The 18845-nt window shown below is 73.6% G+C and carries 18 protein-coding genes; 14 read left to right on the forward strand and 4 right to left on the reverse strand.

The features are described 5' to 3' along the window. Positions 1-182 precede the first annotated feature (182 nt). Positions 183-1781, reverse strand: a complete 1599-nt coding sequence (locus ACFYR0_RS04145) for a carboxylesterase/lipase family protein (RefSeq protein ID WP_389321654.1) — start codon at positions 1779-1781, stop codon at positions 183-185. A 219-nt stretch (positions 1782-2000) separates the two neighbouring features. On the opposite strand from ACFYR0_RS04145, the gene ACFYR0_RS04150 reads away from it, so the two are divergent. The 3 genes from ACFYR0_RS04150 to ACFYR0_RS04160 all read left to right on the forward strand — a co-directional run bounded on the left by ACFYR0_RS04150 (position 2001) and on the right by ACFYR0_RS04160 (position 4919). Beyond that, positions 2001-3644 (forward strand): phosphodiester glycosidase family protein, encoded by a 1644-nt coding sequence (locus tag ACFYR0_RS04150; RefSeq protein ID WP_389321656.1) that lies wholly within the window; start codon positions 2001-2003, stop codon positions 3642-3644. Between the two features lie 139 nt (positions 3645-3783). Continuing rightward, positions 3784-4416 carry a VOC family protein gene (locus ACFYR0_RS04155; RefSeq protein WP_389321658.1) on the forward strand — a complete coding sequence of 211 codons (633 nt, stop codon included), beginning with the start codon at positions 3784-3786 and terminating at the stop codon, positions 4414-4416. A 95-nt stretch (positions 4417-4511) separates the two neighbouring features. Then, on the forward strand, positions 4512-4919 hold the full coding sequence (locus tag ACFYR0_RS04160; protein ID WP_389321660.1) for a VOC family protein: 408 nt from the start codon (positions 4512-4514) through the stop codon (positions 4917-4919). Here ACFYR0_RS04160 and ACFYR0_RS04165 read toward each other — a convergent pair. Together ACFYR0_RS04165 and ACFYR0_RS04170 are read right to left on the reverse strand one after the other, a co-directional pair. Then, on the reverse strand, positions 4908-5594 hold the full coding sequence (locus ACFYR0_RS04165) for a helix-turn-helix domain-containing protein (RefSeq protein ID WP_389321662.1): 687 nt from the start codon (positions 5592-5594) through the stop codon (positions 4908-4910). The two genes, ACFYR0_RS04160 and ACFYR0_RS04165, sit on opposite strands and share 12 nt — an antisense overlap. Continuing rightward, positions 5591-6550, reverse strand: a complete 960-nt coding sequence (locus ACFYR0_RS04170) for an AraC family transcriptional regulator (RefSeq protein ID WP_389321664.1) — start codon at positions 6548-6550, stop codon at positions 5591-5593. The genes ACFYR0_RS04165 and ACFYR0_RS04170 overlap by 4 nt, the downstream gene beginning before the upstream one ends. Before the next feature lie 81 nt (positions 6551-6631). Here ACFYR0_RS04170 and ACFYR0_RS04175 point away from each other — a divergent pair, with 81 nt between their 5' ends. Then, entirely contained in the window at positions 6632-7462 is an 831-nt protein-coding gene (locus ACFYR0_RS04175) for an NAD(P)H-binding protein (protein ID WP_389321666.1), read from the forward strand. A 155-nt stretch (positions 7463-7617) separates the two neighbouring features. Here the strand turns inward: ACFYR0_RS04175 and ACFYR0_RS04180 are convergent, their stop codons facing one another. Further along, positions 7618-8781: a YihY/virulence factor BrkB family protein gene (locus ACFYR0_RS04180; protein ID WP_389321668.1), complete on the reverse strand. Its 1164-nt coding sequence runs from the start codon at positions 8779-8781 to the stop codon at positions 7618-7620. A 102-nt stretch (positions 8782-8883) separates the two neighbouring features. On the opposite strand from ACFYR0_RS04180, the gene ACFYR0_RS04185 reads away from it, so the two are divergent. From ACFYR0_RS04185 to cysD, 10 genes are all read left to right on the forward strand, one after another. Continuing rightward, on the forward strand, positions 8884-10518 hold the full coding sequence (locus ACFYR0_RS04185) for an acyl-CoA dehydrogenase family protein (protein WP_389321670.1): 1635 nt from the start codon (positions 8884-8886) through the stop codon (positions 10516-10518). Between the two features lie 322 nt (positions 10519-10840). Further along, positions 10841-12130 (forward strand): GAF domain-containing protein, encoded by a 1290-nt coding sequence (locus ACFYR0_RS04190; protein WP_389321672.1) that lies wholly within the window; start codon positions 10841-10843, stop codon positions 12128-12130. Positions 12131-12357: 227 nt separating this feature from the next. Then, positions 12358-13719, forward strand: coding sequence for a hypothetical protein (locus ACFYR0_RS04195; RefSeq protein ID WP_389321674.1), 1362 nt, complete (start codon positions 12358-12360; stop codon positions 13717-13719). A gap of 123 nt (positions 13720-13842) precedes the next feature. Then, on the forward strand, positions 13843-14415 hold the full coding sequence (locus ACFYR0_RS04200; protein ID WP_389321676.1) for a GNAT family N-acetyltransferase: 573 nt from the start codon (positions 13843-13845) through the stop codon (positions 14413-14415). A gap of 127 nt (positions 14416-14542) precedes the next feature. Then, positions 14543-14626: a putative leader peptide gene (locus ACFYR0_RS04205; RefSeq protein WP_309474722.1), complete on the forward strand. Its 84-nt coding sequence runs from the start codon at positions 14543-14545 to the stop codon at positions 14624-14626. A 133-nt stretch (positions 14627-14759) separates the two neighbouring features. After that, positions 14760-16457, forward strand: coding sequence for a nitrite/sulfite reductase (locus tag ACFYR0_RS04210; RefSeq protein WP_389321678.1), 1698 nt, complete (start codon positions 14760-14762; stop codon positions 16455-16457). Next, positions 16454-16633 (forward strand): hypothetical protein, encoded by a 180-nt coding sequence (locus ACFYR0_RS04215; RefSeq protein WP_356687931.1) that lies wholly within the window; start codon positions 16454-16456, stop codon positions 16631-16633. Before ACFYR0_RS04210 ends, ACFYR0_RS04215 begins: the two co-directional genes overlap by 4 nt. Beyond that, positions 16630-17340, forward strand: coding sequence for a phosphoadenylyl-sulfate reductase (locus ACFYR0_RS04220; protein ID WP_389321681.1), 711 nt, complete (start codon positions 16630-16632; stop codon positions 17338-17340). The genes ACFYR0_RS04215 and ACFYR0_RS04220 overlap by 4 nt, the downstream gene beginning before the upstream one ends. Further along, positions 17337-17912 carry an adenylyl-sulfate kinase gene (gene cysC, locus ACFYR0_RS04225; RefSeq protein ID WP_389321683.1) on the forward strand — a complete coding sequence of 192 codons (576 nt, stop codon included), beginning with the start codon at positions 17337-17339 and terminating at the stop codon, positions 17910-17912. Before ACFYR0_RS04220 ends, cysC begins: the two co-directional genes overlap by 4 nt. Further along, positions 17909-18844, forward strand: coding sequence for a sulfate adenylyltransferase subunit CysD (cysD, locus tag ACFYR0_RS04230; RefSeq protein ID WP_389321685.1), 936 nt, complete (start codon positions 17909-17911; stop codon positions 18842-18844). The genes cysC and cysD overlap by 4 nt, the downstream gene beginning before the upstream one ends. Position 18845 lies beyond the last annotated feature (1 nt).

The raw sequence follows: 18845 nt of genomic DNA on the forward strand, positions 1-18845 counted from the left end.
GGGCCCCCCCCGCGGGGGGCCCCGCCCCCCCCCCCCCCCCCGGGGGGGCCCCCCCCCCGGCCCCCCGCGCCCCCCCCCCCCCCGCCCCGGCCCCGCACCCCCACAAACCGCAGGCGCCCCCGCCGACAAGCCGCCGCAGGCACCGGCACCGACACCGACACCGACACCGACACCGACCACCGTCAATGCCGCCGCACCGTAGCCGACCGCCGCAACCGGCTGATCACCGCCCGGAGTTCAGCCCCCCGCAACAGGATCGCGTCTCCCTCCGAGACCTCCACATCCCCCGCCCCCGCCCCCTCCCACAACGCCAGCGCCTCGTCCCGATGCCCGAACACGGTCCGCGGCGCCAGCACACCGCCGCCACCGCCCTCCGGCTCCTCGCCGAACACCCGCACCGGGTGGAAGTCGTCCCACGCCTCCCACCCAGGGTCCCCGTCCCGCACGAACCGCACCCACGCCCCGTGCATCGCCTCCGCCAACTCCCCCGGCGCCCCCTCCCCCGCCAGTTTCACCGCGTCCCGAGCGTCCCCCGTGTCGAACACGAACCCCAGCTCCAGAGCGTGACACGCCCCGAGGTCCGGCAGCCGAGAGGGCCAGGCGAACTCGTAGACGTACGACGAACCGGCCCGGGCCCCCGCCAGCCGGGACAACGGCACCCGCAGCAGCCGGTCGGTCACCATCTGCCCGACGACCTCGGCCGTCCCCGCCTCCGGGAGCAGCTCCCGGTAGCCGCGGGTCACCTCCGGCCCGCACCGGCACCGGGCCCGCGCCCCGGCGAGCGCGACCGAGCCGAGCCGGTCGACCCGCTCCAGCAGCCCGCCGGGCACCAGCCACAGCCGGTACTCGTCCCGGGTCCACCCCACCATCAGCTCGGCGCCCACCGCGACCGACCCGTCGACCAGCGCCTCGAGCGGATCGCGTGGCACGAGGTCCCCGTCGACGACGATCCCGAAGGCGGGCCCGCCCAGCACGGGACTGCTGAGCCGCCCGGCCTCCCCCTGGATGCGGAGCAGCAGCGCCCGGTCGACCTGAGCGAAGGCCTCGGCCGTGGCGGGCACCTTCAGCCGGGCGGCCATCCGCCGCACCATCCGCCGTACCTTGTCGCGTTCGCTGGCCTCGGGCGACCCGCTCTGGAGGACGGCCCGCCGGAACAGCCCCTGGGCCTGGGGGGCGGCGATGAGCGCCCCGATGCTGATGGCGCCGGCGGACTGCCCGGCGAGGGTCACCCGCCCGGGGTCGCCGCCGAAGGCCGCGACGGTGTGGTGGACCCACCGGAGCGCGGCGAGCTGATCGCGCAGCCCGGCGTTGGCGGGGGCGTCGGGGAACAGGCCGTAGCCCTCGACACCGAGGCGGTAGTTGACGGAGACGACGACCACGCCGTCCCGGGCGAAGGCCCGACCGTCGTACACGGGCACCGCGGAGGACCCGCGGGTCAGCGCGCCGCCGTGCAGCCATACAAGGACGGGCAGCCGGGCGCCGGGACCGGGTTCGGGGGTCCAGACGTTCAGGTTGAGGCAGTCCTCACCGCCCACCACGGGGTCGGACAGGTACTGCGCGAAGGCCTCGGAGTAGGGCGGTTTCGGCGCGGTGGGCCCGAAGGCGCCCGCGTCCCGTACCCCGGCCCAGGCCTCGGGCGGCTCCGGCGGCCGGAACCGGCGGGCCCCGAACGGCGGAGCGGCGTAGGGAACGCCCCGGAAGACGGCGACGCCGTTGTCGTACCGGCCGCGCACGGCGCCGTAGGGCGTCATCACCACGGGTTGCGCCTGGTCCGCTCTCATGCGCCCACCAGCCCTTCGCGAGGCTCGTCAACATCAGAGCATCACATCGCCCACGCCTATTCCGTGGGGCGATTAGCCCACTGGAGGTAATCCCGCGACCACCGGGACCACACACACCTCGAACACGAGGCAAACCGGAGGGTCGCCGGAAAGTCCCAGGCAGGGCCCGCATATCCTGCTCGGTCGCAGCCCGACGACCGTATTGGAGAGGCCCACCCGATGAAGATCCGTTCGGCCCCCGTCCCGACCAGGGGCCGGGCGCTGGCCGCCGCCCTGGCCACCCTCGCGTTCGCGACCTGTCTGGCGGGGATTCCGTCCGCCGCGCAGGGCGGCGAGGCGGCAGGTGCCGACGAACTGCCGCTCGGCACCGGCCCGCTGCCGGAGACCCGGACCTCCCGGCAGCTCGCCGACGGGATCACCCAGGTGTCGATCGAGCGGGGACAGACGTCGGCGGAGGACTTCTGGACCGTCACGATCGGCGTGGGCACGAACGAGCAGGAGGTCGCCGACCTGGAGGCCGCGGTCCGCGCGGCGGGTTACGAGCCGCGGCGGGACGCGACGGCCGGCCCCGACCCCCGGGGCCCGCTCGACCGGCCGCTGGGCTGGATGGTGCGGGTCGGCCGGTTCACGGACCGGGCCGAGGCCGACACGGCCAGGACGGAGATGGCGGCCGCCGGCCTGACCGGGAGCGTGCAGTACACCGGCGAGGACGGGCACGGGACGACCGGCCCGTGGTCCCTGGACGTGCTGGTGATCGACCCCACCCGGTTCACGGGCCGGATGCGTTCGGAGCTGTCGAACGGGATCGTGCCGGGCCGCGAGACCACGAGCGAGACGGCGCGGCGCACCGGAGCGCTCGCCGCGGTGAACGGCGGCTTCTTCGTCATCGGCAGCGACCGCACGACGCCGGGCCCGTGGCTGGCCGGCACGGACGGGGACCTCGCGGGCATCTCCGTGGTCGGCGGTGACCTCGTCTCGGAGGCGGTGAACGGCCGGCCCGCGCTGGTTCTCCCGAGCGAGTCCGGGAAGCGGGCGGCTGTGCGGCGGCTCAGCACGAGGATCACGCTTCACACGGCGACCGGCACGGCACGGCTGGTGACCGGCCTCAACCGTCAGGCGGGGCTGATCGTGAACTGCGGGGGCGTCGGGACGGCCACTCCGTTCACCCGCCCCGCGCACGACTACACCTGCGGCAATCTCAACGAACTGATCGTCGTCACGCCGAAGTTCGGCACGAGCGCGCCGGAGGGACCCGGCTTCCAGGCCACGCTGGACGCCGCCGGGAAGGTGACCGCGGTACGGTCCGTGCGCGGCGGTGCCGTGCCCGCGGGGGGCATGGTCGTCCAGGGGACCGGCAGCGGGGCCGACTGGCTGCGCGCCCAGGCGCGGGTCGGGGCGCTGCTGACGCTGCGGAGGTCGGTGGCGGACGTGGACACCGGGTCGGGGGTGGCGCTGACGTCGAGGACGTCGGTGATCAACGGCGGCCCGCTGCTGCTGCGGAACGGCCAGGTGGTCCTCGACCCGGTGCGGGACGGCTGGAGCCCCGAGGACATCCAGGGCGCGGACCGCGCCGCCCTGTACAACGGCTGGTACCTCCAGCGCGCCCCGCGCACCGCGGCCGGGGTCACCGCGAACGGGCGGATCGTCCTGCTCACGGTGGACGGCCGCCGCCCCGGCCACAGCGTGGGCATGACGATCGCCGAGACGGCGGAGGTCATGCGCAGCCTCGGCGCGGTGAACGCCCTCAACCTCGACGGCGGCGGTTCGACGGCGATGGTGGTGAACGGTGAACTCCAGGGCCTCCCCAGCGACCGCACGGGCGAACGCCCCGACGGAGACGCGCTGGTGGTCCTGGCGCGCTGAGGACGCGCCCCGCTTCGGTGCCGGCACCACGACCGCAACCGGCACCGAGGCGCCGACCCCACTCACCACCCCCTCCCGAGGCGCACACAACAAGCCATACGCACCCGTTCAGTCGTCCGGGTGCGTAGCCTCGGCCCCGATGAACACGATTCCCGCACAGCTCGACCACCTCGTCCTCGCGACGCCCGATCTGGCGGGCACCGTCGCCGACTTCGCCCGCCGCACCGGCGTGACACCCGCCCCCGGCGGCGTGCACGTCGGGCTGGGCACCCGCAACCACCTGGTTTCACTGGGCGGTTCGGCCTACCTGGAGATCATCGGCCCCGACCCCGAGCAGTCGGGACACGAAGGTCCACGCGCGTTCGCCGTCGACGTGCTGCCGGTGCCGCGTACGGTCACCTGGGCGATCCGCCCGGCCGATCTGGACGCCACGATCGCCACCGCCCGCGCGCGCGGCTACGACCCCGGCCCCGCGCACGCCATGAGCCGCCGCACGCCCGACGGCACCCTGCTGAGCTGGCGGCTCACGGACGGCGCCGACGCGCACCCGTCGGGCCTGGTCCCGTTCCTGATCGACTGGGGCGACTCGCCCCACCCCGCGGCGTCCGGGCTGCCGGTGACGCCGCTGCTCGGGCTCACCGCCACCACCCCCGACCCCGGCGCACTACGCCCGCCGCTGGCCGCGCTGGACGTCGAACTCCCGCTGTCCGAGGGCCCGGTGGGCATGAGGTTCACGGTCGACACACCCCGCGGACCGGTCACCTTCGACTGAATCAGGCACCCGAACCCCACAGGCCGGTACGCCCGCCCACCCGGATGTCCGATTCCTTCAAGACACCCGCACCCCACCCCGCCTACCGTCGACGCATGAGCCCACGATTCGACGCCATCGGCCTGATCGTCTCCGACATGACCGCCGCCGTCCCGTTCTACCGCCGCCTCGGCTTCGACTTCCCCGACGGCTCCGAACAGCAGCCGCACGCGGAGGCCCGACTGCCCGGCGGCGCGCGGCTGATGCTGGACACCGAGGGGACAGTGCGGTCCTTCCACCCGGGCTGGCGGCCCCCCACCGGAGGGCACCGCAGCGCGCTGGCCCTGCGCTGCGACGGCCCCGCCGAGGTCGACGCCGTGTACGAGGAGCTGACCGGCGCCGGGTACCACGGCGAGCTGAAGCCCTGGGACGCCGAGTGGGGCCAGCGGTACGCCGTCGTGCACGACCCCGACGGCAACGCGGTGGACCTCTTCGCCCCGGCCGAAGCGCCCTCAGCGGAGTAGCCGCCCCGGCGTGGTTCCGGTCAACTCCCTTATCTCACGGGTGAGATGCGCCTGGTCGGCGTACCCCGCACGCGCGGCGGTCTCGGCCAGGGCGAGACCGGTACGGGACAGTCCCAGGACCCGCTGGAGGCGCAGGATGCGCCCGAGGGTCTTGGGGCCGTACCCGAACGCGGTCAGCGACCGCCGGTACAACTGCCTTTCCCCCAAGCCGAGTTCGCCCGCGACGTCGGCCACCGGCCGGCCCGCGTCGAGCGCCCGGACGACCCGCCCGAGCAGCGGGTCGCCGAGTTCGGCCTCGTCCGCGAGCCGCAGGGCCACGTCCTCCAGCCCGCGCGCCGGATCACCGGCGGCGGCCACGCGCGCCGCGAGCAGCCGAACCTCGGAGGCGGGCCGCAGATCGGCCAACTCCACCCGCCGGTCGCGCAGTTCGTGCGCTGGTACGCCGAGCAGGGCGGGCCCGTCCCCGGGCCGGAAGCGGACTCCGGCCCAGGCGCCGCCCTCCGCGTCGGTGACGTACGCCCGGGTGTCGGGCCCGGCGACCAGCAGCTGTCCCTGGTGCCACAGCAGGTCCATGCATCCGTCGGGCAGAACGCGTCCGCCGCCGGGCCCGGGGCCGGTGCGCCACACCACGGCCCCGGCCACCCGGGACGGCCGCTCCGCGTAAGGGCGCGTCATGCCCGTACACCGCCCACATCCTCACGCCCCCGGACCCGGTGCTCCTGAGGGCTCACCCCGTACACCCGCTTGAACGCCCCCGACAGCGCGAAGGCGCTGCCGTACCCGACGCGCCGGGCGATGGCCTCCAGGGTGTCGCCGGTGTCCCGCAGCGCGTCGGCCGCGAGGGCCAGCCGCCAGGCGGTGAGGTAGCTCATCGGCGGCTCCCCGACGAGTTCGCCGAACCTGCGCGCGAGGGCGGCGCGCGAGACCCCGGCCTTCGCGGCCAGAGCGGCGACCGTCCACGGGTGCGCGGGATCGTCCTGGATCAGCCGCAGCACCCGTCCCACCACCGGGTCGGCCATCGCCCGGTACCACGCGGGCGTCTCCGCCTCGGGCCGGGAGAACCAGGCCCGCAGCGCGGCGATGACCAGCAGGTCCAGCAGCCGGTCGAGGACGACCTCCTGCCCGGGTTCGTCGCGGACGATCTCCTCCGTCAGCAGGGGCGTGAGCGGGCAGTCCCAGGTGTCGGAGGTCAGCGTGAGCAGCGGCGGCAGCGCGTCCAGCAGGCGTCCGCCGACCTCACCGGGCCACAGATAGGTGCCGATGAGCACCACGGTCCCGCCGTCCAGGGTGTCGCCCCAGGTCCGTACGCCGAGGTCCATGGAGCCGTTGAGCGGTCGCCCGTCGGGGTAGCTGCACTCGCCGCCGGGCAGGATCAGGGCCTGCGGGGCGGTGCCGGGGTCGTCGGCGCAGGTGTAGGGGTCGGGACCGCGGGCGATGGCGAGGTCGCCGGCGCGCAGCAGCGTCTTCCCGCCGGCGTCGGGCAGGACCCAGGCGTCGCCGCGGACGACCAGCATCACGGTGAGCGGTGCCCGGTCCTCCACCCGCACGCTCCACGGCGGGTCGAAGCACGCCCGGATCATGAAGGCGCCGCGGGCCCGGGGCCCTTCCAGCAGACCGGCGAGAGCGTCCATGGGAGCCAGCGTAGACGCGCGCTTATGGGAATGAGCCGTTCGGCGATGGGCCCGCGCCCGGTACGGCAGTTGACTGAGGTCATGACTCAGCACACACAGAACATGACCGTGGTGGTGACGGGGGCCTCGGGGCGTACCGGGAGCAGGGTGGCCGTGGCGGCGAAGGCCGCGGGGCTGACGGTCCGGACGGCCTCACGGGCGGACGGGTTCGACTGGAGCGACCGGTCGACGTGGGCGCCGACGCTGCGCGGCGCGGACGCCGTCTACCTGGTCCACCCCACCGACGTGGGCTCGCCGCAGGCCACGGAGGAGGTGGGCGCGCTGGCCCGCGAGGCGGTCGGGCTCGGCGTACGGCGGCTGGTGCTGCTGTCGGCGCGCGGCGAGGAGCAGGCACTGCCGACGGAGGAGGCGGTCCGGACGTCGGGGGCGGACTGGACCGTCGTACGGGCGGCGTGGTTCATGCAGAACTTCAGCGAGGGCCTGCTGGCGGACGGCATCCGGGGGGCCGGTGAGCTGGTGTTCCCGGGCGGTGAGGTGCGGGAGCCGTTCATCGACGCGCAGGACATCGCGGAGGTGGTGGTGGCGGCGCTGACCTCGGGCGACCGGTACGCGGGGCGGGAGATCGAGGTGTCGGGGCCGCGGCTGCTGACCTTCGGGGACGCGATGGCGGAGGTGTCCCGGGCGGCCGGGCGCGAGCTGCCGTACCGGGCGGTTCCGGCGCGGGCCTTCGGGGAGATGCTCATGGAGTTCGGTACGCCCGCCGAGGAGGCCGGTTTCCTGGTCGAGCTGTTCGAGACGTTGCTCGACGGGCGCAACGCCCACCTCTCGGACGGTGTCGAGCAGGTCCTCGGCCGCGCGCCGCGCGACTTCGCGGACTTCGTACGGGAGTCCGCGGGGGCCTGGAAGGCCTGAGCCGGTCCCGGAGGGCGGTGGGCGGGCCCACCCGCCCACCACCGGGCAGGCGGCCCAGCCCACCGCGGTCCCGGAGGGCGGTGGGCGGGCCACCCCGCCCACCGTCCCCGGCCGGTCACGTCTCGGGCGGCCGAGCCCCCGTACCGCCCCGCCGGTCACTTCTCCGGCGGCGTCTCCCCGTTCGTCTGCCCCGTCCCCGGCTTCCCCGTACTCTTCGCGTGCGCGCGAAAACGCGCGGTCACGTCCTCGTGGGGCAGGAAGCGGGACCACCGCTCCGGGAACTCGGACGGCATGTCCGGGTCGTCGGGGTCGGTCTCGTCGCGGTGGGCGGCGGCGCGGGCGACGTACTCGGCGACCTGCTGCTCCCGCAGCCGCTCGTTGGCCTCACGCGCGGCGGCGGTCGCGGCGGCCGGCCAGACCCGGTCGATGGCGGCGTTGACCGCGGCGCCGACCAGGACGGCGAAGGCGGAGACGCCGATCCACAGCATCACGGCGACGGCGGCGGCCAGCGAGCCGTAGATGGTGGCGCCCTCGACCGTGTTGGTGAGGTAGATCCGCAGCAGGAAGCTGCCCAGCACCCACATGCCGAGGGCGAACAGCGCGCCGGGCACGTCCTCGATCCACGGGGAGCGCACAGGCACGGAGACGTGGTAGAGCGTGGTCAGGAAGATGATGGACAGCACGATGACGACCGGCCAGTAGAGCGCCTGGACGAGTGTCGTGGACCAGGGCAGGACCCGTAGCACCGCGTCCGGCCCCGCCACCATCAGCGGCAGCGCGACCGAGCCGATCAGCAGGGCCACGAGGAACAGCACGAAGGCCAGCAGCCGGGTCCTGACGATGCCGCGGACGCCGTCGAGGCCGTACATCACGGTGATGGTGTCGATGAAGACGTTGACCGCGCGGGAGCCGGACCACAGGGCGAACAGGAAGCCTATGGAGATGATGTCCGGGCGGCCGCCCTTCATCACGTCGTCCAGGATCGGCCGGGCGATCTGCTGCACTCCCTTTTCGGACAGAACCGTGCGGGAGGCCTCCAGGAGGTTGGTCTCCAGGCTGGTGATGGTGTCGGTGCCGGTCCAGAAGTCGACGTAGCCGAGCATGCCGATCAGGCTGAGCAGCAGCGGCGGCACGGAGAGCAGGGTGAAGAACGCGGCCTCGGCGGCGAGCCCGAGGATGCGGTACTCGATGCACGAATTGACGGTGTCCTTCAGCAGCAGCCAGGCGGTCCTGCGCTTGGAGACGTTCCGGTAGAGCGCACGCGCGCGGTGGAGACGGCCGGAGGGCCCGCTCCCGGGGGTTTCACTTGCTGGCTGCACGACCCAACGGTATCCGCCGTGGCGCGGTGCACTCACCCTGGTCGGGCGGTGGACCGGGTCCCGCTCGTGCCCCCTCCGCCGCGCCGGGGTAGGTTCCGGTTCATGGCACGCAGCACCCACACCGTGACCAACCAGCCGCCCCCGCTCACCGGCTACGACGTCTTCGGCACCGACCAGGTGCTCGTGGAGGCGGTCGAACGGCATCTGGCCCCGGATCTGCTCACGGAGGCGACGGGCGACCTGTCGCTGCTCGGGCGCACCTCCGGCTCGGCCCAGGTGCAGGAGTGGGGGGCGCAGGCGAACGAGTATCCGCCACGGCTGCGCACCCACGACCGCTACGGCCGGCGGCTCGACGAGGTCGACTTCCATCCGGCCTGGCACCGGCTGCTCGGCAAGGGCGTGGCGGCGGGACTGACGTCGGCCTGGAACCGGCCGGGCGGGCATGTGCGGCGGGCGGCGTCGTTCGTGGTGTGGACGCAGGTCGAGGCCGGGAACCTGTGCCCCCTGTCGATGACCCACGCGGCCGTCCCGGCGCTGCGCACCGATCCGGAGCTGGCCGCCGAGTGGGAGCCGCTGCTGACGTCCGTCCTGTACGACCGTGATCTGCGGCCCGCGCGGCTGAAGGCGGGCGCGCTGTTCGGGATGGGCATGACGGAGAAGCAGGGCGGCAGCGACGTCCGCGCGAACCAGACGGCCGCGCGGCCGCTCGCGGAGGACGGGACGTACGAGCTGACCGGGCACAAGTGGTTCTGCTCGGCCCCGATGTCGGACGGCTTCCTGGTGCTGGCGCAGGCCCCGGACGGGCTCACCTGTTTCCTGGTGCCGCGGGTACTGGCGGACGGCTCGCGGAACGTGTTCCGCATCCAGCGGCTGAAGGACAAGCTGGGCAACCGGTCGAACGCCTCCGCCGAGGTCGAGTTCGACGGCACCTGGGCGCGCCGGGTCGGCGCGGAGGGGCGCGGGGTGCGCAGCATCATCGGCATGGTGGCGGCGACCCGGCTGGACTGTGTGCTGGGCTCGGCGGGCCTGATGCGGCAGGCGGTCGCGCAGGCCGTGCACCACTGCGCGCACCGGGAGGCGTTCGGCGGGAAGCTCGTCGACAAGCCGCTGATGCGCAATGTGCTGGCCGATCTCGCGCTGGAGTCGGAGGCGGCGACGACGCTCGCGCTGCGGCTGGCGGCGGCGTACGACGACGGCGGTGAGCAGGAGCGGGCGTTCCTGCGCCTCGCGGTGCCCGCGGCCAAGTACTGGGTGACCAAGCGCTGTGCGCCGCTGGTGGTGGAGGCGGCGGAGTGCCTGGGCGGCAACGGGTACGTCGAGGAGTCGGGGATGCCCCGGCTGGTGCGGGAGTCGCCGCTGAACTCGGTCTGGGAGGGCGCCGGGAACGTCCAGGCGCTGGATGTGCTGCGTGCGCTGCGGCGGGAGCCGGCGGCGCTGAACGCGTTCCTCCAGGAGGTCGGGCGGGCGCGCGGGGCGGATCACCGGCTGGACGCGGCGATCAAGGCGCTGCTGACGGAGCTGGCGGACCTGGAGGGCGTCGAGGCGAGGGCGCGGCGGCTGGTGGAGCGGCTGGCGCTGGTGCTGCAGGGGGCGCTGCTGGTGCGGTACGCGCCGCCCGCGGTGGCCGACGCGTTCTGCGCGGCGCGGCTGGGCGGGGACGGGGGCGCGGCGTTCGGCACGCTGCCGCACACGCTGGATCTGGCCTCGATCGTGGAGCGGGCCCGGCCGGAACTGTGACCTGGGGCCGTCCCGTGCCGCCTGTGGGGGTGTCCGCGCCCTGCCGCCGGGGGTGGTGCTGCGCCGACACGGCACCACCCCCGCACGACTGGCCCCTGAGCAGGCCATGGACGCCGCACGGGCGACGTCGCTCAAGTTTCAACCACCGTACTGCTGTTCACCAGGGTTGCAGAGGGTTGCAACTTCGCGCGGCGATGACCGGACTTCGCCCTTCCGTCCGGAACGGGCGGCAGTATGGACGAACCCGCCGGTACCCGGCCGGAAACCGTCGGCCTGAGGGCTTGACATCCGGTCGCCGCACAGCATTTCCCGGGAGGATCCCGTGGCGAACCCGCCGATGAACGTGACGCAGTTGGCCGCCTTCGACACGGCGCACGCGGCACGGATGCTCAGCGCGGTGCGCGAGGCGACGCTCTCCGGACAGCGGGCGCCCCTCGCGCCCCGGCCGGTGATCGAGGACTCCTGGGGGCGCATGCTGCGCGGCGGGGTCGATCCCGACCACGACTTCCGCTCGGGCCTGCTCACCCCGGACGAGGTGCGCCGCCGCCGGGAGGAGTCGCCGCTGCTCCCGGTGCTGCCGGTGCTGCGGGAGGGCCTGCTGTCGGTCGCGGACGCGGCGCGGCACATCATGGTCGTCGCCGACGCGGACGCCCGGGTGCTGTGGCGGGAGGGCAGCGTGCCGGTGCTGCGCAGGGCGGACAGTCTGGGGTTCGAGATCGGCGCGGACTGGCGCGAGCACGTGGTCGGCACCAACGGGGTGGGCACGCCCGCGGTGGTACGGCGGCCCGTGCAGGTGTTCGCCTCCGAGCACTTCGTGCGCTCGCACGCCACCTGGACCTGCGCGGGGGCCCCGATCACCGATCCGCGCGACGGCCGGCTGATCGGCGTGGTCGATGTGAGCGGGCCGCTGGAGACGATGCACCCGGCCACGCTCGCCTGGGTCGACGCGGTGGCCAAACTCGCCGAGGCCCGGCTGCGGGAGCTGCATCTGACCTCCCTGGAGCGGTTGCGGGCGGTGGCGGCCCCGGTGCTGGCGCGGGTCGGCGGACGCGCGCTGGTGATGGACCGGGACGGCTGGACGGCCGCGGTCACCGGTGTGCCGTACACGAGCCGTACCGCGCTGCCCAAGTCCCTGTCGGCGGGGCGGCGGTGGCTGCCCGGACTCGGAACGTGCTCGCTGGAGCCGCTGGCCGGGGGCTGGCTGGTGCGGGCCGCGGCGGACGGGCCGCAGCAGCCGCGCGCGGGCACCCGGATCGTGCTCGACCTGACGCAGCCCCGGCGCTGGTCGGTGGCGGTGTCCGGCGGGGCGGGCGAGTGGTGCCGGGAACTGAGCCCGCGGCACGCGGAGTTGCTCTTCCTGCTGGCCAGACGGCCGGCCGGGCGCAGCGCCGCGGGGCTGGCCGAGGACCTGTTCGGCGACGGCGGGCGCACGGTGACGGTGAGGGCGGAGATGTCCAGGGTCCGGCGGTATCTCGAGGGATTCCTGGAACACCGGCCGTATCGTTTCTGCGAGGACCTGGACGTGGAGGTCCTCCTCCCCGACGACCCGGACGACCTGCTGCCGCACTCCAGCGCGCCCGCGGTACGGGCGGCACGGCGGGCCTCGCCCTGAGGGGGAAGCGAGCCGTGCGGCGGGCGCGGCAGGGGCGCCCCGCTCGTGCGGAACCCGGCAACCCGGTCCGGCCCCGGGTGACTTCCTCCACCGATTTGTCGGGTCCTCGTCCACCCGCCCGCCCCGCTGCCGTAGAGTCGCCTGAGGCCGTCTCTGCTGTTTCCTGATCAACGTACGGATCACCAGGCGCAGTTGACCCGGCCCGCGCGAGCCTGGAGAGGGAGCTCATGAAGCATCGCGGCAGACACCGCCGGCGCAAACGGGGCAGGGCGCTGCGCGCGTTCCTGACCGGGACCGCGCTCGCGCTGACCGGCGCCGCGACCATGATCAGCGTCTCCCAGGCGACCGTCGACGAGAACCCCGGCCCGCTGACGGCCGCCGCCGACGCGTCCGGCCGGCTGACCGAGGACCTCCTCCCGTCCCGCACCCTGGACCGGCTGACCCGCGAGATGGGCCGCCCCGTCGGCATAGGCGCCCTGCTCGCCCGCACCGACCACCGCCTGCGCCCGGCCGCCGCGTGCACCACCGCCGAGCGCGCCGCGCTGCCGGTCGCCCCGGCCACCACCCGTGCCCACTGCTGGGACCCCGCCGACACCGGCGGCCACCGCCCGGGGGCGGTCACCACCTCCGCGGACGCGGACGACGACGGCGCCTGGGGCACCCACCGGGTGGTCCTCGCCGGCTGGTCCACGGCGGGCGCGGACGCGCACGACGGGACGGGCGCCGGCAGCGGGACGGCCGCCGGGAACGCCGCGGGGGCCCCCGCCCGGTCCACGCGCCCGGTGCTCGCCCGCGTCTCCTTCGTCGACGCCGACCCGTCCCACCGCCCGGCCTACACCTCGGCCCTCCTCGTCGTACCGGTGGACGACGGACGCGACTACCGGCCGCTCGCCTCCGACCTGTCCGGCATGGTCTGGTACGAGGACAAGCTCCTCGTCACCGCCGACCACGCCGTCTACGTCTACGACATGCACCGCATCCTGCGCACGACCGTGTCGGCCCCCTCGGCCGGCCGGGTGCCCGGCGGCTGGTCGGCGTACGGGATGCGGTACGTCCTGCCCGCCGTCGGCGCCTACCGGCTCGCCCCCGGCGCGCCCGGCCCCGGTACCCTCTCGCTGGACCGCAGCACGGCACCCGACAGCCTGGTGCTGACCCAGCGCACGGCCGGGGACGGCGGGGACGGCACCCTGCTGCGGCGCTACGCCTTCAGCACCGACCCGGACCGTTCCGGCCTCCTCGCCACGGATGCCGCGGATGCCACGGGCACCACAGGCGCCGCCCCGGCCGCCCGGAACCAGGCCGACCCCGTCGAGACCCTGCGCACTGAGGCCACGGACGTGCGCGGCGTGCTGGCGCACCGCTCGGGCTGGTACGTCAGCCGGGCCAGCGAGGGCGGCCCCGGCTCGCTGTGGCGCCAGGACACCGAGGGCGCCCGCGTCACCGGGTGCGGCACCGACCGCGCCTCCCACTGCTGGAGCGCCTCGACCGCCTCCCTCTCGTACGGGGAGCGGACCGGCGAGGTGTGGACGCAGTCGGGACGCATGCTGTTCGCGCTGCCGCTGCGCGAGATCGACCGGGCGCTCGACTGACGGCCGCGGCGGCGCCCCCGGCGGCCGCACCGCGTCCGTGCGGCCGCACCGTCGACGGCGCCCCGACGGCCGCACTCCGGACGCGATCGACAGATGTCCGGAAGGGATGATTCCCTGACGGACATGAGCAACGTCGTCGTGACCACCTGGTCCCTGGAGCAGACAGCGCCCACCGATCTCCTGCCGGCCGCCGCGCCGGAGGGTGACGTGCGGATCGTGCGCGCCGAGCTTCCCTCGCCCGAGTTCAGCCGCTTCCTGTACGCCTCCGTCGGCGGGGACATCCTGTGGACCGACCGGCTCGGCTGGACGTACGCGCGCTGGCGGGAGCACCTGGACCGGCCCGGCGCGGAGACCTGGGTCGCCTACGAGCGGGGCACGCCCGCCGGGTACGTGGAGCTGAGCCCGCAGGACGACGGGGTCGTGGAGATCGAGTACTTCGGGCTGATCGCGGCCTTCCGCGGCCGGCGCATCGGCGGTCACCTGCTGTCGGTGGGCACCGCCCGCGCCTGGGACCTCGCGGAGCGCTGGCCCGAGCGCACCCCGACCAAGCGGGTCTGGCTGCACACCTGCAGCAAGGACGGCGAGTTCGCGATGGACAACTACCAGCGCCGGGGCTTCAAGCTGTTCGACACCAAGGTCGAGGAGGAGGCGCTGCGGCCCACGCCCGGCCCCTGGCCCGGCGCATACCCTGCCTGACCTGCATCGACAAGCCCGTCCGCCGACGGTGTGACCGATGACACCCTTGTCCCACATAGCGGGACAAGGGTGTCCACATTTTGGACGAAGCTGGACTGTGTCCAGATCTCCGTGACACGCTTCCGTCATGTCTGGAACTGGAATTGCCTTGGTGAGTCGGCGGCACGTCGACCTCGGCCGCATGTCCAGCGCCATCTGTCCGGTGAGCTGACACCACCAGCACAGCCGCGTTCCCCGCTTCCAGATTTCCCGGTGTTTCCTGCGCGACGATGCGCGGGTATGCCTCCGTGCGCCCGTAGGCGCAGGTCAGAGCCGCTCCCCCGGTCCCGAAGGACGTAACAACCATGGCCGCGAACCCGCAGAACCCCGCTGCCGCGACTCCCCGCCGCAAGGTGAGCCGTCACCGTGGCGAGGGTCAGTGGGCCGCGGGGCACTTCACCCCGCTCAACGGCAACGAGCAGTTCAAGAAGGACGACGACGGTCTCAATGTGCGGACACGCATTGAGACGATCTACTCCAAGCGCGGCTTCGACTCGATCGACCCCAACGACCTGCGCGGCCGGATGCGCTGGTGGGGTCTGTACACCCAGCGCAAGCCCGGGATCGACGGCGGCAAGACCGCGATCCTGGAGCCGGAGGAGCTGGACGACGAGTACTTCATGCTGCGCGTCCGCATCGACGGCGGCCGGCTGACCACCGGGCAGCTGCGGGTGATCGGCGAGATCTCGCAGGAGTTCGCCCGCGGCACCGCGGACATCACGGACCGGCAGAACGTCCAGTACCACTGGATCCGCATCGAGGACGTGCCCGAGATCTGGAACCGCCTGGAGGCGGTCGGCCTGTCCACCACCGAGGCGTGCGGCGACACCCCGCGTGTGATCATCGGCTCCCCGGTCGCGGGCATCGCCGCCGACGAGATCATCGACGGCAGCCCCGCCATCGAGGAGATCCAGCGCCGGATCATCGGCAACAAGGCCTTCTCGAACCTGCCCCGCAAGTTCAAGTCCGCGATCTCCGGCTCGCCGCTGCTCGACGTCGCGCACGAGATCAACGACGTGGCGTTCGTGGGCGTGAACCACCCCGAGCACGGCCCCGGCTTCGACGTGTGGGTCGGCGGCGGCCTGTCCACCAACCCCAAGATCGGCGTCCGGCTCGGCGCCTGGGTGCCGCTGGACGAGGTCCCGGACGTCTACGAGGGCGTCATCTCGATCTTCCGCGACCACGGCTACCGCCGGCTCCGTACCCGCGCCCGCCTGAAGTTCCTGGTCGCCGACTGGGGCCCGGAGAGGTTCCGCGAGGTCCTGGAGACCGAGTACCTGAAGCGGGCGCTCGTCGACGGTCCCGCGCCCGAGGAGCCGGTCGCCCGCTGGCGCGACCACATCGGTGTGCACCGGCAGAACGACGGCCGCTACTACGTCGGTTTCGCCCCGCGCGTCGGCCGTGTCGACGGCACCACGCTCACCAAGATCGCCGACCTGGCGGAGGCGCACGGCTCGGGCCGGGTGCGCACCACGGTCGAGCAGAAGATGATCGTCCTCGATGTCGAGGAGGGGCAGGTCGAGTCGCTGGTCGAGTCGCTGGAGGCGCTGGACCTCACCGCGAAGCCCTCCCCCTTCCGGCGCGGCACGATGGCCTGCACCGGCATCGAGTACTGCAAGCTCGCGATCGTCGAGACCAAGGCGCGCGGCGCCGCGCTGATCGACGAACTGGAGCGCCGCATCCCCGACTTCGACGAGCCGATCACCATCAACCTCAACGGCTGCCCGAACGCCTGCGCCCGTATCCAGGTCGCGGACATCGGTCTCAAGGGCCAGCTGGTCCTGGACGAGCGCGGCGAGCAGGTCGAGGGCTACCAGGTGCACCTGGGCGGCGCGCTCGGACTGGAGGCCGGGTTCGGCCGCAAGGTGCGCGGTCTGAAGGTCACCTCGGAGGAACTGCCCGACTACGTCGAGCGGGTGCTCAAGCGGTTCGAGGCCGAGCGCGAGGACGGCGAGCGGTTCGCGGCCTGGGCCGCGCGCGCCTCCGAGGAGGCCCTGTCGTGAGCGAGCGCGCCGCCCCCTTCTACTGCCCCTACTGCGGCGACGAGGACCTGCGTCCGAACGAGCAGGGCCACGGCGCCTGGGAATGCGCGGCATGCAACCGCGCATTCCAGTTGAAGTTCCTCGGGCTGCTGACCCGGGGGCTTCAGCCCAACTCGAGCGGAGGGGACGAGTCATGACGACGGCTCAGGAAGTGCGCACGGCGGACGAGTTGAAGGTGATCGCCGAACGGGCGGGCCGCGAGCTGGAGGACGCCTCCGCGCTGGAGATCCTCCAGTGGGCGGTGGACACCTTCGGCAAGCGGTTCTGCGTGACCTCCTCCATGGAGGACGCGGTGGTCGCGCACCTGGCCTCGCGGGCGATGCCCGGAGTGGACGTCGTGTTCCTCGACACCGGCTACCACTTCGAGGAGACCATCGGCACCCGTGACGCGGTCGAGGCCGTGATGGACGTCAACGTCATCACGCTCACCCCGCGGCAGACGGTCGCCGAGCAGGACGCCGAGTACGGCCCGAAGCTGCACGACCGCGACCCCGACCTGTGCTGCAGGCTCCGCAAGGTGCGGCCCCTGGAGGAGGGCCTCGGCGGCTACCAGGCCTGGGCGACCGGCCTGCGCCGCGACGAGTCCCCCACCCGGGCGAACACCCCGGTCGTCGGCTGGGACGACAAGCGGCAGAAGGTCAAGATCTCGCCGATCGCCCGCTGGACCCAGGACGACGTGGACGCCTACGTCGCCGAGCACGGCGTCCTCACCAACCCGCTGCTGACGGACGGTTACGCCTCCGTCGGCTGTGCGCCCTGCACCCGCAGGGTGCTGGAGGGCGAGGACGCGCGGGCCGGGCGCTGGGCGGGCCGCGGCAAGACCGAGTGCGGACTGCACGCATGACGAGCCCTCAGACCCCCGAGACCCAGGAGAAGCACGTGACGACCGGAGCCACCGTCTGGCTCACGGGTCTGCCGAGCGCCGGCAAGACCACCATCGCGTACGAGCTGGCCGACCGGCTGCGCGAGGAGGGCCACCGCGTCGAGGTCCTCGACGGCGACGAGATCCGCGAGTTCGTCTCCGCGGGCCTCGGCTTCAGCCGCGAGGACCGGCACACCAACGTCCAGCGCATCGGCTTCGTCGCCGAACTCCTCGCCCGCAACGGCGTCCTGGTCCTCGTCCCCGTCATCGCCCCCTACGCCGACAGCCGCGACGCCGTGCGCAAGCGCCACGAGGCGAACTCGACGGCGTACGTCGAGGTGCATGTGGCCACCCCGGTCGACGTGTGCAGCGTGCGGGACGTGAAGGGTCTCTACGCCAAGCAGGCCGCGGGCGAACTGACCGGGCTCACCGGGGTCGACGACCCGTACGAGGAGCCCGAGACGCCCGATCTGCGGATCGAGTCCCAGAACCAGACCGTGCAGGAGTCCGCGGCGTCGGTGTACGCCCTGCTCACCGAAAGGAGCCTGGCGTGACCACCGTTGCCACCCTCCACGAGGACACGGACACCCCGTACGCCCTCTCCCACCTGGACGCCCTGGAGTCCGAGGCCGTCCACATCTTCCGCGAGGTGGCGGGCGAGTTCGAGAAGCCGGTGATCCTGTTCTCCGGCGGCAAGGACTCGATCGTCATGCTGCACCTCGCGCTGAAGGCGTTCGCCCCGGCGCCGGTGCCCTTCACGCTGCTGCACGTGGACACCGGGCACAACTTCCCCGAGGTCATCGAGTACCGGGACCGCGCGGTCGCCGCGCACAACCTGCGGCTGCACGTGGCCTCGGTGCAGGACTACATCGACCGCGGTGTCCTCAAGGAGCGCCCGGACGGCACCCGCAACCCGCTCCAGACGCTGCCGCTGACGGAGAAGATCCAGGCGGAGAGGTTCGACGCGGTCTTCGGCGGCGGCCGCCGCGACGAGGAGAAGGCCCGCGCCAAGGAGCGGGTGTTCTCGCTGCGCGACGAGTTCTCCCAGTGGGACCCGCGCCGCCAGCGCCCCGAGCTGTGGAACCTGTACAACGGCCGGCACGCCCCGGGCGAGCATGTGCGCGTCTTCCCGCTGTCCAACTGGACCGAGCTGGACGTGTGGCAGTACATCGACCGCGAGGGCATCGAGCTGCCGGAGATCTACTTCGCGCACGAGCGGGACGTGTTCCGGCGCAACGGGATGTGGCTGACCGCGGGCGAGTGGGGCGGGCCGAAGGACGGCGAGACCGTCGAGAGGCGCCTGATCCGCTACCGCACGGTCGGCGACATGTCCTGCACCGGTGCCGTCGACTCCGACGCCACCACGCTGGACGCCGTGATCAACGAGATCGCCGCCTCCCGGCTCACCGAGCGGGGCGCGACGCGTGCCGACGACAAGCTCTCCGAGGCCGCGATGGAAGACCGCAAGCGCGAGGGGTACTTCTAGC

The organism is Streptomyces sp. NPDC005017 (assembly GCF_042873115.1).
In the GTDB taxonomy this organism is placed as follows: domain Bacteria; phylum Actinomycetota; class Actinomycetes; order Streptomycetales; family Streptomycetaceae; genus Streptomyces.

Excerpts from the sequence above, each read along its gene's own strand:
- ACFYR0_RS04145 (WP_389321654.1), bottom strand. The coding sequence starts at position 1,781 with ATGAGAGCGGACCAGGCGCAACCCGTGGTGATGACGCCCTACGGCGCC.
- ACFYR0_RS04150 (WP_389321656.1), top strand. The coding sequence starts at position 2,001 with ATGAAGATCCGTTCGGCCCCCGTCCCGACCAGGGGCCGGGCGCTGGCC.
- ACFYR0_RS04155 (WP_389321658.1), top strand. The coding sequence starts at position 3,784 with ATGAACACGATTCCCGCACAGCTCGACCACCTCGTCCTCGCGACGCCC.
- ACFYR0_RS04160 (WP_389321660.1), top strand. The coding sequence starts at position 4,512 with ATGAGCCCACGATTCGACGCCATCGGCCTGATCGTCTCCGACATGACC.
- ACFYR0_RS04165 (WP_389321662.1), bottom strand. The coding sequence starts at position 5,594 with ATGACGCGCCCTTACGCGGAGCGGCCGTCCCGGGTGGCCGGGGCCGTG.
- ACFYR0_RS04170 (WP_389321664.1), bottom strand. The coding sequence starts at position 6,550 with ATGGACGCTCTCGCCGGTCTGCTGGAAGGGCCCCGGGCCCGCGGCGCC.
- ACFYR0_RS04175 (WP_389321666.1), top strand. The coding sequence starts at position 6,632 with ATGACTCAGCACACACAGAACATGACCGTGGTGGTGACGGGGGCCTCG.
- ACFYR0_RS04185 (WP_389321670.1), top strand. The coding sequence starts at position 8,884 with ATGGCACGCAGCACCCACACCGTGACCAACCAGCCGCCCCCGCTCACC.
- ACFYR0_RS04195 (WP_389321674.1), top strand. The coding sequence starts at position 12,358 with ATGAAGCATCGCGGCAGACACCGCCGGCGCAAACGGGGCAGGGCGCTG.
- ACFYR0_RS04200 (WP_389321676.1), top strand. The coding sequence starts at position 13,843 with ATGAGCAACGTCGTCGTGACCACCTGGTCCCTGGAGCAGACAGCGCCC.
- ACFYR0_RS04205 (WP_309474722.1), top strand. The coding sequence starts at position 14,543 with ATGTCTGGAACTGGAATTGCCTTGGTGAGTCGGCGGCACGTCGACCTC.
- ACFYR0_RS04210 (WP_389321678.1), top strand. The coding sequence starts at position 14,760 with ATGGCCGCGAACCCGCAGAACCCCGCTGCCGCGACTCCCCGCCGCAAG.
- ACFYR0_RS04220 (WP_389321681.1), top strand. The coding sequence starts at position 16,630 with ATGACGACGGCTCAGGAAGTGCGCACGGCGGACGAGTTGAAGGTGATC.
- cysC (WP_389321683.1), top strand. The coding sequence starts at position 17,337 with ATGACGAGCCCTCAGACCCCCGAGACCCAGGAGAAGCACGTGACGACC.